The following is a 13062-nucleotide window of genomic DNA, read 5'->3' on the forward strand; positions in this document are numbered from 1 at the left end:
CCGACGCGGAACGGGAGTACATGACGAAGGATGGTTCATGGGCGGGCTTCTGGCAAAGTCCGGTCAGACAGGTTAAGTCGGTTTATAGTATAAATAGATCCACGTGCTCCACGAGCACCAACGCCTCAAGATCGACCAGACAAGGGAATGACATGCGTCGAACTGTGCTCATCACCGGGGCCGGACGAGGAATCGGCCGTGCCACGGCCCATGCCTTCGCGGCAGCCGGCGACTTCGTCGCCGTGACGGACCTCGACGCCGACGCCGCCGACGTCGTCGCGTCCGAGATCCGCGACGCCGGCGGCCATGCGTCCGGATCCCGACTCGACGTCGCCAGCGGAGCCGAGTGGGATCGCCTTGCCGACCGGCTCAGGTCCGACGGCACTCCCCCGGGCGTCATCGTGAACAATGCGTTCCTTCACCTTCCTGCACCGGCGCACGAGCTCGACGAGGAATCGTGGTCGCGCCAGATCGACGTCACCCTCTCCGGGGTGTGGCGTTCGATCCGCACGTTCCACGAGGACCTCGTCGCAGCGCGTGGCTCCATGGTCAACGTCGCCAGCGTTCACGCGCTTCTCGCCTGGCCCGGATACCCGGCCTATGCCGCGGCGAAGGGCGGGGTCGTCGCACTGACCAGGCAGCTCTCGTACGAGTACGCCCCCCACGTTCGCATCAACGCCGTCCTTCCGGGTTCCATCGAGACTCGGGTGTGGGATGCCGCGGCAGAGGAAGGTCGGGCGGCCGCACTCCGGCAGGCGACGCTCGGGCGGATGGGGCGCCCGGAGGAGGTCGCCACGGTGATCCGCTTCCTCGCGAGCGACGAAGCCTCGTACGTGACCGGGGTCGCCCTGCCCGTCGACGGCGGTCAGACCACCACGGTCGCCGGATGAGCGGCCGACTGTTCACCCTCGGCGAGGCGTTGGCCGTGATGCTCGCCGAGGACGCACCGTCCCCGGCAACCGCGACCCACTATCGCAGGCTCGTTTCGGGAAGCGAGGTCAACGTGGCGACCGGGCTCGTTCGCATGGGCCACCGAGCGACCCTGGTCTCCCGTCTCGGAACGGACTCGCTCGGTGACGGCGTCGAGCTCGACCTGATGGGACTGGGCATCGACGCGCATCTCATTCGGACAGTCGAGCGCACGGGAGTCCTCGTTCGCGGTGCCAACGGCGAGGGCGCCATGCATCTGAGAGACCGGTCGGCTGCGACCACGCTCTCCCCGAGCGACGTCGATCAGGCCTGGCACGATGACGTCGACGCGGTGTTCGTCACCGGCATCACCACCTCCCGCTCCGAGACCGCGAGGGCCGCCGTTGAACGCACGGTCCAGCTTGCTCGTCGAGGTGACGCACTCGTCGTCGTCGATCCGAACCATCGACCGGCACTCGGAACGGCTGAGAGCTTCCGTGACTCGCTCGCCGGGCTCCGCGGGCAGCTGGATGTCGCCCTCGGCGATCCCGAGGAGCTCGCGCTGCTGGCGGGCACGAGCGCCGAGCACGCGGTCGACGAACTCCATGCCTCCGGCGCATCATTGGTCGTCGTCAAGCACGGAGCGAACGGCGTTCGGGCGAGCGACGGCACGCGAATCCTGGCCGTGCCGAGCATGGCCCGCACGGTGCTCGACACCGTCGGTGCGGGCGACGCGTTCGCCGCCGGCCTGATCTCCGCGCTCATCGAGGGACTTCCGCTCGAAGCGGCGTTGGCGCGTGGAACGAGGATCGCCGCATCCGTCGTCGAAACACTGGGCGACATCGACGGCATCCCGATGCGGGACGACCGAACAGAGAAGGCGGAACGAATGCCGATCACGGAGACCACGCGATGAGCGCCGCTGCCGCAATCCGCGAACAGGGCATCGTCGCGATCGTCCGGGCAGCCACCGCTGCTGCTGCGGCCGAGGATGTCCGCGCAGTACTCGCCGCGGGCCTCCGAGTGGTCGAGGTCTCGCTCGTCACGCCCGACGCGATCGAGGTCATCCGCGATATCGCCTCCGAGGTCGGGCCCGACGTCGCGATCGGTATCGGCACCGCACTGACGGCTGACGATGTCGACCGGGCTGTGTCGGCAGGTGCGTCCTTCGTGGTCGCGCCGACGGTGCATGAGCCCGTCATCCGTGCCGCGGTGGAGGCCGGCGTCACCGTGCTTCCCGGCGCCGCGACGCCGAGCGAAGCCCTGACGGCGATCGGCTGGGGCGCCCCCTTCGTCAAGCTCTTTCCGGCCTCACTCTGGACGCCGGCCGCGCTTCGCGACGTGCTGACTGCGCTCCCCCAGGTGCCCTTCGTCCCGACCGGAGGAATCTCGCTCGCGAACGTCGGCGATTGGATCAGTGCGGGAGCCGTCGCCGTAGGCGTCGGGAGCAGCATCACGAAGGCTGAAGACCCGGAACGGATCGCTCGCGAGTATCTCCAGCTGGTGTCCGCCGCAAGAGCCCAGAAGGTCGCCTGACCGTTGAACTGACGACAGGTGATACTGGACGAGGTGGACTCAGCTGTCCAGTTGCGCGTGATTCCCGGCCCCGCCCGCCGAGCAGGCGAATGAACGAGCGGGCGGGGCGGGAGTTTTGGCCGGGTTGACGCACGACGAAGCGAGGCCCTCCCGCGATTGAGAGGATGCCGTCGAGGCCGGCGTCGGCTCCTCTCAGCAGTGCGGGCGCAACCTTGCCGATCCCAGATGCTGAGCCGGTGATTGCGTATGTTCCGCGCACGCGTGTCGTGTCTCCTTCGCGGTACTGCGGGCCGTGGCGAGCGGGTCTAGAGCGCAGCGAGCACTCGGCATCGCTCCGCGAGGGTCCGGCGCGACACGTCGATCTCCACGCTGACGCGATCGTGACCGTGCGTGACGCCGGGCAGCACGTGAAGCTCGCACGAGATGCCGGCCGCATGAAGGCGCTGGGCGTAGCTGATCGATTCATCGCGGAAGATGTCGAGATCGCCGACCTCGATGTACGCCGGTGGCAGGCCGCCGAAATCGGTGAGCCGCGCGGGCGCCGCGATCGGCGACACGGTGTCGCCGCCGATGTCGGCTCCGAGTACGGCACTCCAGCAGGTCCAGTTGGAGTCCCAGTCCCAAGCGGCATATGGCGCGATGTTCGGGTCGGGAACCGTGGTGCGATCGTCGAGCATCGGGTAGATGAGGACCTGTTTCGCGAGCGTGATGCCCCGGTCTCGGGCGAGGATCGCCGCTCCTGCGGCCACACCGCCCCCGCCGCTGTCACCCATGACGGCGATGCGCTGCGGATCGATTCCAAACTCGTCGGCATGCTCGATGAGCCACGCCATCGCGTCGACAGCATCGGTGGCCATCCCGGCACCCGGGTTCTCGGGAGCCAATCGGTAATCCACAGAGGCGAAGGGCACCTGGGATTGCTGCACGTAGTACCGCACGAGGCCGTCGTAGTGCTCCGCCTTTCCGGCGACCATGCCGCCGCCGTGCAGGTAAACGACTGCGGGCCGCAGCTCGCCGACCTTCGCAACCTCTGGCTCGTACCATCGCACATCGAACCGTCCCTGCAGCGAGGAACTGATCGTGTGCTCTCTCACGGAGACGCCCGTCGACAGTGGCGCGGGACACGCGGGCATCGAACCATCGATCATGGCGCGCAGCGCGTGCACGTCGCCACGTGCCGGCGGACTGAAGTCTCCGAGGGATTGGAGGCTCTCGGCCAGGGCTCGGTACATGGCGGCGATCTGTGGATCGAGCATCATCGTTGACATCTCGACGTCCTTTCAGCAGAGGTGGTTCGATCACACTAACGGACATGTGTCCGATTGTCATCCGATACGCTCGTGCTGAGGAGGCGAGCTATGGGGTTGACAGGAATTCCACCCGCGGCATTCATGCGCGAAGGCGACCCGACCGACCCGAGGTCGATGCGGACGCGGAGTCAATTGCTCTCCGCATACGAGCGGCTCCTCGCATCCTCGAGTTCGCCCACGGTTGCCGACCTCGTGCGTGCGGCGGGGGTGAGCAGGAGTTCGTTCTACACCCATTTCGCGGGCATCGAGGAAGTGGGTGTCGCCGCCCTCCGTTCGATTCTCGATTCCTTCGACCCGGCCGACGACGAACGAGCGTCCAGAGGTCCGGGCGAGCCAGCAGCGGCGAGTTTCCAAGACCTCTTCAACCACCTCGCCGCACATCGGAACCTGTGCGTCGCAGTCCTGGTCTCCGACACGCAGATGCCCGCCCTCGCGGAGCTTCACTCCGCACTGGTGACGCACGTGACCAATGCGATCGAACGCTCGCCGGCCATGCCGCTCGGCTTCGACATCGACCGAGGCGCTCGGTTCCTCGTCGGCGGGATCCTCTCCCTGCTGCACGAGGACCTGCAGAACGGCGCGGACGTCGACGGAGCGGGCAAGCTCGTCTCGGCAATGCTCCCCGACTGGCTGGCACGCGACAGCCTGCTGGATGCACCACTGTCAGTGACACCGAGCAACGTCACGCCACCGGGCCGAAGTTGATCAGTCCGGTTGGCGCGCTCGCGAGAAGGTGCGAGGCGTCTGGGCCCCCGTAGGTTGACCCAGGTCACCTTTGAGCCGCGGGGCAAACTCGCCCCACCTGACGCCGGCACTGCGCGAATGCGCCTTGGGTAAACGTTCGATAAACGTGAATGCGGCCAAGCGATGCGATCGGCGCGCAAAGAAATCCTGATCAGGCGGCAATTGAGGTGCAGCCGGACTAGACCCGCGAATCAACTGGACTCGGGTTCAAGCTCCGAAATAGAACCCCGATCAGGCCGAATTCACGTGCACGGGAGGCGTCCAATACCTGACTAGACGACATTTCTGCGAGGTAGGGCGGACGGGACTTGAACCCGTGACCGATGGGTGTCGGCGGCGAAAACCCCGCCACCGGCAACCATCGCCCGACTTCGAGCGATCTGGATGTGATCAGGAACTTCTCGTGCGTTCAGTTCCGATAGGACCAGGCTACCCGCCTCGTTCTCGAACAATCTGGGAACAGTTCGAGCCGAAATGTGGTGAATACTCGCCCGCTCCTGACGGGTAGCCGCGATCGACCAGGCTAGCGCCTGGAGCGACCGCCTTTGCGGCCAACAACGGTCGAATGTCTTTGATCCACACCGCCCACTCGAATAGCTTCGATTGGTACCACCCGTCATCAGGGTCTGTCCCGAACGTCGCCATTTCCGTTGCTGCCAGCAACTCAACTGCCCACCCGAAGATGGGGTCTGGCAGGGCGACTATGTCTTCATACAACACCCAGTGCGACAGTCCCGGTGCGTCCGTGATCGAGGCGGTGGTTGGCGCATCAAAGTACAGCGCCTGGTGGAGCACTAAGCGTCGACCGCGGAAGGCGTTGCTCTCCGAGTAGACCGACCCGCCACCCTCCCGGGAAGTACCGCCTCTGACCGTTCAGCAGGTCGACCTCCAGATGGGCGCTCATGCTCGTCGGGTGGGAAACGAACTCTGCGTCGCGACTTTGCTCTAAATGTCTCTCAATACGGTACTGGCGAGCATGAATGGCCTTTGCAAGTACGACGAGTTGGTCAACCGGGGTGACTCGCATCGCTCGGAGGACCTCGGAATCGATAAGTCGACCACCATCGAAGTCTTCGACGACCGAGACCCCTCCCCACGCAATTCGAAGGTCGTCCTTGCGTAGTCCACTCGGCGCCTGCACAATCCGACGATAGCGGCTTCACGGCACCCACCCGACCGCGGGTGATGCCCGGGGCTCCTGAAGGTTTGGTGACTCCTGATCTGTCCCGAACGCCTGCACCGTCAGCGATCAGACGTGCGCAGGGCCGTCTTCCGCTTGGTCGGGGTGAACAGCGGCCATGCGAACGTCAGCAGGTCGAACGCATACCCCGGGCCCGAGGTTGGAACAAAGCGTCATGCCGCTCAACGCCACGCCGAGAAGTCCCCCTCGAGCGCCCGATCGCAGCCGCGAGATCCGCGGGCCGCTCATTGCGCGTGAATCGTCCGCACATAAATGTGAGGCTACTCGGCCGACCCGCCGAGATGCGCAGGGAGCCGATTCCCGATCTCGGTCATGGATTGCAGGTACTCGTCCCCGATGGTTTCCGGCAGCCCCCACACGCTGGTCAACTTCACGGTGCCGATCATCGTGACGCCGAAAAGTTGGGTCAGATACTTCTTCAGATTGTCGGCGGGCAACACAACTTGCGGGACTGGGTATGCGATCGGCTGCTCAGTGAGCGACGCGGTGTACACCGACTCGCCGTGCGCCACTCCGGATAGATGGGAGTAAATCGCGGCTGCCTCCGGCCCCGGAGATACAGCGGCCTGCAACATCTCAATGGCAAGAGCTGTGGGACGAGGCACCGTCTCAGGCGTTCGGACGTGGATGCGGTCGCGATCACGGGTGGCGCGTGAAATCGCAACATCGATGGACTCACCGCTCAAGAGGAGGATGCCCCGGTCCTTGGCGGCGTGGAGCTCACGAACAACCATCGCCCTCGCACGGTACTCGGCGCGGATCGACGTCATGGCACCCATCACCCACCATGCTCGCGCCCACGTCTCAACAACGGTCCGGTTGATCGTGGCCAAGCTGGGTCCGTGGGATCCCGGGACTCGGAGCAGTCCGGCGAATGAAACGAGATGATCGATCGCGATCGCCATGTGAAGACTCACGAGTCTGGCTGCGTCATTCACATCTCTTGAGGTGTCAAGTGTCACGATCCCTGCTGGCAGCGTGATCTGCATTGCTTCCTGGACGTTGCGCGTCGCGGAAACAACCTCGTGGAGCCAGTCAGCAGCATCGATGCGATCGGCTTCCGTGGATGCGTATTCCTCGGGCATGGGACCGATCATTTCAGCCCCGAGGTTCGGGAGGCGCATCGATCCTCTCGACCGCGGGTATCGCTGCCGCCAACAACGGCGAGGATGGTCCCGCCTGCTTCGGCAGCAGCCGTCGCCAATGCGGGACAGCGGAACTAGCGACCACCACAGATCCTTCGAGAATGGCCAAGCTCACCCGAGACGCACTCCACGCAAAACAACTGATCAAACGGCATTTGTGGGGCGGGTCGGGCTTGAACTGACGACCGATGGGTGTCGCCCACCCGTTGGTCGCATCCTGGATTCCTCGCCGCGACTCGCCCGATTTGGATCTGATCAGGATCTTCTTGTGCACTGCGTTCGCACCTGTCCAGACTACCCGGCTTCGCCTAGCCCGTCTGGGTTGTCTCCGATCGAAGTGTGGTGAATACCCGGTCACCGACGCCGAGCAGGTCCGAATAGAGCGCTTTGCAATCTTGTTCGTAGGTCATCATGGCGGCCGCCCGCACCACCCGCAGTCACCGGAGACTAACCGAAAATTATCGCCAGCTCAGTCGTCACAACTGCTTGTGGCGCTTGTTCACTTTGATCGGATTCTGCGTGGGGTCGAAGCTCGCCACGATGCCCTTCGACTTCAGCGCTTCGAGGAGCGCGATTGCCGCCGCTGAGTTTGGAATCTTTGGCTTCTCCCGGCCGACGTAGGTCAGCTTCTCGTACTCGTCGCCGAGCGCGCGCAGGACCGGGATCAATTGTTCGGCCGTGGCGTTATTCAGATAGGGACGGAGCAGCGTCAGTACCTGATCCGCAGGGACGCGGTTGGCGGCCATCTGAGCCACGAGCGGGAAGCTGACGATGATCTTGAATGCTTCCGCAAGGCGGGCCAGCTGGAGCAGCCCTGCCTTGCCGCCGTGCGGCGCGTACGAGTCCGCACCTTTCACGATGTCTCGCTTCGCGGCGTCGCTCACAGCCGAGCTCCCAAGGACCGGACCCAAGTCTGCGCTGACGAGCTCGGGGGTCGTCCACTCTTCAAATTTCGGAGAATGCCGCAGCACATGTTCCTTGGTCGCCCAGTCGGCGCCGGCGAGGTGCGCATAGGTCGCAGCACTATCTGAGATGACGTTCCGGGCCCTCAGTTCGCCGAACAGGGCACTGCTTTCGGCCGGAAGGGAGTTGGCTGCGACGTACTTCTTCAGGTCGAGGCTCTCTGCCAGTTTCGCGCGGAGCACGGGATCGAGAACCGCGGCGGACGAGATGAGGGTCACGGCGAGCTCGCGTTTAGCGTCCTCGTCGGCGCCGTCGTGTTCCCTGATCGCATCCGTGGCGCCCAGAACGACTGCAAGATTAGTGTCCACGCCCCCTGCATGGCCGAGATAGCGCAGGACGTTCGCGAAGGTGGCGGGGAAGCGGTTCTCCCGCGCCAGCGGCGCCCAGGTATCCTCTGGAACCATTCCGAGGTCCGCGATCCGGCTTTCCGCCGAGGCCGTGGCGACGACGTTCTCGATGAGCGCGGGCGCTGCTTCGTGAACCTCGGTGAGCACGGCGACGAAACCGGCGGCCGTCGCATTCGACGGCGAGCGTCCTTCGATCGCCGCGAGGTACGCCGGCAGCTCCCTGAGAGCCTTTGCGTACACCTGGTCGCGGCTGGCTACCCTGAGCTGGTCGAGCGCAAGGCCAGCGCCCTCGCCCACCGCCGACTGCAGATTGTCGGTGGTCATGTCGTAGATTCCGAGCCGGACGAATTCGGTGCGGGCGCGGGCACCGAGCGGCGAGAGGTCGGGAACGCTGATGCCCGCCTCCTTGAAGAGGGTCGCGAGACGCCCCGCTGCCTTAGCCGTCAGATCCGCGGACGCGACAGCGGGGAGTTCTGGGTAGCCGGCGAAGAGGTAGCGCTTTACCGACTCATCGACGCGCTGCCGGGGCTTGTCGGAGAGACGCGCGAGGCACTCGCTGACGAGTGCCCGGCGACCGACATCGTCGAGCTCTGCCTCGCCGATGAGGTAAGCGAGGACTCGCGGACTGCGCGCGGTGAGTCGACGGACCAGGTCTCGTGCGTGCGAGCTGGAGGCAAGGTAGCTCTGTAGGAACCGCCGCTCGTCCGACCCAAAGCGGGCCAGTGCATTCACCATGATTCTGGCCGACGGGCTCTTCGTTGCGAGCAGACGGTCAAGCAGCGCGATGTTATAGAGCGCGGGGTCAGCGAGCGCCTGTTCGCCGCGCTCGCGGACGACCGCGTCAACGTCGAGCGGCTCTAGCTCGAAGTGCTCGTCCATGAGTCCGCGTTCGACGTGATGGATGATGAAGTTGGTCGCGGCCGGGCTCACGCGGTCGCCGTGGAATGTGGATGTGTAGAGCGTGAAGTTGCGGTCTACGTAGCCGGCCTTGACGAGCTCGAAAGCGAGCCCGCGGGTGAGGAGCCTTTCAGCGACCGTAGCCAGCGGGACCCGCTGGTTTTCGAAGTCCACTAGGAACTCAGGGCGCTTGATGAGGTCACCCATGTCCGCAGAGCGAAGGAACTTCAGCTGCTCCTCCAGCACGGCGATCTTCTCGTGGGCCGCGTCTTCGTCGGCTTCCTTCCACGCCTCTGGATCGAGCGCCTCGCCGACTAGTGACTCGACGTCCGACCGGCTCAGTGAGATCTGAGGGCCGCCGTAAACGGGGTTGTGCCAAACAACAGCAGTGGAGCCGTCTTCCCCGACGAACGACTTCCAGAACGCTGCCGACTGGAAGTAGTCCTGCGTTCGCTCGCTGCCGCCATACTGGTAGCTCGCGTTCTGCTGCCGCAGGCCGGTCGTCCTCACCATCATGGCAATGCGTTCCGTCAGCCTCTTACCGAGACGCGGCGCCCTGGCAATGGCGCTGCCCGCACGCGCGAGATCCTGCCGAGCGGCGCGGAGCTCCCGCTCAACGCGCGGAACATTCGCGACGACCAGCGACCGGCTCACCTCGTAGAGCCGGTCGAGCCTGCTCTTGCCGAGACGGATCACCTCGAAGTCGCTGAGATGCGTGCTCTTATAGAGCATCATCGCGAACAAATGGGTCTCGCTGAGCCCGAGCTCCTCGCCGTCGCCGGAGAAGATACGGCCGCGGAACACCACGAACTCATTGCGCACGTTCTTGAGCAAGCGCATATCCGGGACGAAACGGCCCGCCAAGTCAACGAGATCGTCGGACACCTGGTGATTGATACCTCGCAGGATCTGCGCCGTGAGGTTCCGTGCGCTGCGGTGCGTAATGAACGGAACCACCGGGATGACGAGATCGAAGAACTTCGTCCGGTTCGCCCGAACCGATTCCGCCTGCGCGGGGTCGAGGTCGGCGGCCGCGGCATCGGGCTTCCGCCCCTCAAGTTCGAGGCCGATGCGGTCGAAGATACTGTCCTTGATCGCGTAAATGAACTGAACGGGCCGGTCCTTGATCTGTGGAGCGGCGTTGAGGAGCGTGTTGAGCGACCGCAGAGTCTCAAAGATGTGTGAGTCGTTGAAGCGGTCGATGTCCTCGAAGATCACGACCCGGTGTCGGGAGGTCTCAAAGAAGTAGACGATCTCGTCGAGGTACTGGTCGAAGTACGAGACGGACTTTTCGTCCAGGGTCACCGATGCCGGACCCGCCGAGAATTGCTTGACGTGGATGCGTCCGTGTAGCAGCCAGCGCACGAGGTACGCGGCCCCGCCGGCCGCGAAGAACACCGCTGGATACACCCACAGCCCGATCTCAACCAGCGGCTCGAGCGTCTTCGTGATGATCGCGCCCCAGCCGGCGATCAGAAAGATCAGGGTGACGACCAAGGCGCTCAGGCCCGCAAGAAGTAGCTCCCTGCCGGAGTTGAAGCGCTCAATGCGGCGGAAACGCGAGCCCACCGCGTTCTCCGGTTCCTCCCGGTAGAGGAGTTGCTTCACGATCTCCTGCTGGATCCGGTTCGTCGGCGTAGTCGCCTGCCGGGGCACCGACTCGTCCATGTCGGTCTGGTCGATCGGCGCGAGCGTCGACAGCGACAGCTCGACGACCTCGCTGGCCTTGAGGCGCGAGACTTCCTGCAGGATGCTGCTCTTTCCCACCCCGTAGTTGCCCGACAGCGCGATGTTGCGGACCAGGGGGTCGCCGAGCGCCTTCACGATCGCCTTCGCGTACTGGGCGTGCTCCGATTTGATGAACGTCGGCGTGAGCGCGACGAGATCCCATTCACCCTGCGTTCGGCCCTGGCCAGCGGGCTCCGCATCCGTGGTCTCGGTCGCCTCACCCGTTGCGATGTCGTCGTGTTGATTCCCCATAAGTGATCCTGATTATGGCAGCGAGGTGTGACATATCAGCAATGCGTCGAGCAAGACGATGGCCACCCGACGGCCGCGCGTCAAGCGCCGAGTCCCACCCGAATTCGAGTGGCCTGCCATCCGCACGCGTCTGCAAGCAATCGGCGGCGAACGCGGGCTGCCCTGGGTCCACCCGCTTGGGGGGCAGAGCAGCACGTGCTGTGGCCGATAACTTCAGGAGCATGCCTCCGTCGTTTGCACATTGCTACGTCGATCTCGAGCATCCGCTCGCGCCAGCCGGGGTCGTGGCCACCGTCCCTGCTCGGCGCCTCGTCGTCTTCGTGCATGGCTGGGGCGGCACCGCGTACGAGAGCTGGGGCGACTTCGATGCGCCACCACCAGGCGATCCCTGGTGGGCAGAATCCGACCTGCTCTTTACCCAGTATCCGTCTCGCACGCAGACGGTCCTCGCTGCAGCCGATCATCTCCGGACCTTCCTTCGAGATTTCTACCCCACGCCTTATCGACCCATGTTGGAGTTCGACGGGATCGCTGTTCGGGAAGATGTGACGTCTCGGTACGAGGAACTCATCCTGGTCGGACACTCACTCGGCGGACTCGTGTTGCGCAGAGCCCTCGTCGACGAAATCGACGAGTGGTCGCATGCGGGCTCCCTGCCCAGCGCACGCCCTGACATCCTCGACGGTCAACTACGGCTCTTCAGCCCAGCGAGTGCTGGGTTCGTGCCGCGAGGCTGGCTTGCCCTCGTGTTTGCGGCATGGCCAGGATTGGACCGATCACTGCGGGCAGGGGCGGCCTACGTGGACCTGGCTCCAGATTCGCTCGCCATCAGCGAGACGCGACGCCGCACCGAGCGTTATGACACCCGCGCTGGCGACGCTCGCGCGCTCGGGGCGCAAATCCTCTGGGCTAATCCGGAGGATGTCGTACTGACTGAGCGGTATGACACGGACCAAGCATCACGAACCGTCGATCCGACAATCCACCCACAGGGAAAGGTCGCCCACGCCGACGTGTGCAAACCGACTGACGGGTACCTGGTTCCGTACGGCTTCGTAGTGAACGGCGAACTCTCATGACCAGAGTCGATCCGGCACGGTTTCGAGAGCGAAACCTGCTGCGGGTGCTGGATCGAGGGCGACAGACGATCGACCGAACGGGCCACGCAGGAACGCGTGCCCGCTTCGCAAGGGAATTGGTCGAGTGGCGCGACCTCGGGCTGAACGACGAGCGCCACGCGAGATGGGCATTCCGCGCCTGGAGTCTCATCAGTCTCGAGGGGGTCGAGCTGCTGTCCGCAATTTTGGACTCGGACGACGCCGAATGGGAGATGTGGGCAAGCACCTTGACGGCGATCGTCGAGTCAGCCACGCGCGAACCGAACCGCGTCACTTCCGAGGAGCGAGTAAAGCTTGAGGTGGTCGCGAAGTTGCTGACCGACGGCGTCGAACTGCCGGGTCCGGCGAACTGGCGTTCGAGGTCAGTACTGGAAGCAACCGCGCCCGACCGAATCGATAACCTCCGCAGGCTGGTAGGACGCGTGGGCGCGCGCACCGAGGTCGTCCACGAACCCGCGTCTGGCTCCGAGCCAATTGCGTCCGACTTCGACCTCGATCTCGAGCTGTTTCGTCTGACCGCCGCAGAGTTCGCGACTCGATCGTCCGCAGCGGGGCTTGAGCTGGAGACATTCTCGGTTGAGACGACTGAGCTCAGAGCTGTGCTGCTCCCCCTGGACAACGGCTGGCGCGTTCGGCTGATCTCCTTCGGCGCATACGGCACGTACGACATCGAAGTCCAGTTCACGTCCGGTCGAATCGAGTCCGCCCGGATGCAGCTCCCCGAAGATGACCAAGCCGACCACGATCTCGATATCGAACATCCCGATGGCCCGCCGGTGCGGATCCGCGTCCGGCGGAGCCGATGATTCCCGGTCTTTCGCGAGCTTCTAGGCTCCCACTCGCACCTGGAGCCCGACGACTCCTCACGACGGTCAACGGACTGCCGATCACGATCCCCGAACGTGCACGGCT

Annotated in this window: 9 protein-coding genes; 6 read left to right on the plus strand and 3 right to left on the minus strand. The window is 64.7% G+C overall.

Features of this window, described 5'->3' with window-relative positions; genetic code table 11:
- Window positions 1–152 precede the first annotated feature (152 nt).
- From ASE68_RS10585 to ASE68_RS10595, 3 genes are read left to right on the plus strand one after another with little or no spacing between them, the layout of a single operon-like run.
- A complete protein-coding gene (locus ASE68_RS10585) occupies window positions 153–890 on the plus strand; it encodes an SDR family NAD(P)-dependent oxidoreductase (protein ID WP_055858155.1) in 738 nt (245 codons plus the stop codon).
- Window positions 887–1825 (plus strand): sugar kinase, encoded by a 939-nt coding sequence (locus ASE68_RS10590; protein WP_055858159.1) that lies wholly within the window; start codon window positions 887–889, stop codon window positions 1823–1825. Before ASE68_RS10585 ends, ASE68_RS10590 begins: the two co-directional genes overlap by 4 nt.
- Window positions 1822–2445, plus strand: a complete 624-nt coding sequence (locus ASE68_RS10595) for a bifunctional 4-hydroxy-2-oxoglutarate aldolase/2-dehydro-3-deoxy-phosphogluconate aldolase (RefSeq protein ID WP_055858162.1) — start codon at window positions 1822–1824, stop codon at window positions 2443–2445. The genes ASE68_RS10590 and ASE68_RS10595 overlap by 4 nt, the downstream gene beginning before the upstream one ends.
- A 305-nt stretch (window positions 2446–2750) precedes the next feature.
- Here ASE68_RS10595 and ASE68_RS10600 read toward each other — a convergent pair whose 3' ends face one another.
- Window positions 2751–3713 (minus strand): alpha/beta hydrolase, encoded by a 963-nt coding sequence (locus ASE68_RS10600; protein ID WP_200921699.1) that lies wholly within the window; start codon window positions 3711–3713, stop codon window positions 2751–2753.
- A gap of 90 nt (window positions 3714–3803) precedes the next feature.
- On the opposite strand from ASE68_RS10600, the gene ASE68_RS10605 reads away from it, so the two are divergent.
- A complete protein-coding gene (locus ASE68_RS10605) occupies window positions 3804–4460 on the plus strand; it encodes a TetR/AcrR family transcriptional regulator (protein ID WP_157421606.1) in 657 nt (218 codons plus the stop codon).
- A gap of 1500 nt (window positions 4461–5960) precedes the next feature.
- On the opposite strand, the gene ASE68_RS10610 is transcribed toward ASE68_RS10605, so the two are convergent.
- Window positions 5961–6785 carry a hypothetical protein gene (locus ASE68_RS10610; RefSeq protein ID WP_157421607.1) on the minus strand — a complete coding sequence of 275 codons (825 nt, stop codon included), beginning with the start codon at window positions 6783–6785 and terminating at the stop codon, window positions 5961–5963.
- Between the two features lie 536 nt (window positions 6786–7321).
- A complete protein-coding gene (locus ASE68_RS10615; RefSeq protein ID WP_235480825.1) occupies window positions 7322–11032 on the minus strand; it encodes a DNA-binding protein in 3711 nt (1236 codons plus the stop codon).
- Between the two features lie 200 nt (window positions 11033–11232).
- On the opposite strand from ASE68_RS10615, the gene ASE68_RS20215 reads away from it, so the two are divergent.
- Together ASE68_RS20215 and ASE68_RS10625 are read left to right on the plus strand one after the other, a co-directional pair.
- Entirely contained in the window at window positions 11233–12111 is an 879-nt protein-coding gene (locus ASE68_RS20215) for a triacylglycerol lipase (protein WP_157421608.1), read from the plus strand.
- Window positions 12108–12956: a hypothetical protein gene (locus ASE68_RS10625; protein WP_157421609.1), complete on the plus strand. Its 849-nt coding sequence runs from the start codon at window positions 12108–12110 to the stop codon at window positions 12954–12956. The genes ASE68_RS20215 and ASE68_RS10625 overlap by 4 nt, the downstream gene beginning before the upstream one ends.
- Window positions 12957–13062: the final 106 nt, after the last annotated feature.

Origin of the sequence: Agromyces sp. Leaf222, from assembly GCF_001421565.1 — a bacterium.
GTDB lineage: Bacteria > Actinomycetota > Actinomycetes > Actinomycetales > Microbacteriaceae > Agromyces.

Excerpts from the sequence above, each read along its gene's own strand:
- ASE68_RS10615 (WP_235480825.1), bottom strand. The coding sequence starts at position 11,032 with ATGGGGAATCAACACGACGACATCGCAACGGGTGAGGCGACCGAGACC.
- ASE68_RS10595 (WP_055858162.1), top strand. The coding sequence starts at position 1,822 with ATGAGCGCCGCTGCCGCAATCCGCGAACAGGGCATCGTCGCGATCGTC.
- ASE68_RS10590 (WP_055858159.1), top strand. The coding sequence starts at position 887 with ATGAGCGGCCGACTGTTCACCCTCGGCGAGGCGTTGGCCGTGATGCTC.
- ASE68_RS10600 (WP_200921699.1), bottom strand. The coding sequence starts at position 3,713 with ATGTCAACGATGATGCTCGATCCACAGATCGCCGCCATGTACCGAGCC.
- ASE68_RS10610 (WP_157421607.1), bottom strand. The coding sequence starts at position 6,785 with ATGCCCGAGGAATACGCATCCACGGAAGCCGATCGCATCGATGCTGCT.
- ASE68_RS10605 (WP_157421606.1), top strand. The coding sequence starts at position 3,804 with ATGGGGTTGACAGGAATTCCACCCGCGGCATTCATGCGCGAAGGCGAC.
- ASE68_RS10625 (WP_157421609.1), top strand. The coding sequence starts at position 12,108 with ATGACCAGAGTCGATCCGGCACGGTTTCGAGAGCGAAACCTGCTGCGG.
- ASE68_RS10585 (WP_055858155.1), top strand. The coding sequence starts at position 153 with ATGCGTCGAACTGTGCTCATCACCGGGGCCGGACGAGGAATCGGCCGT.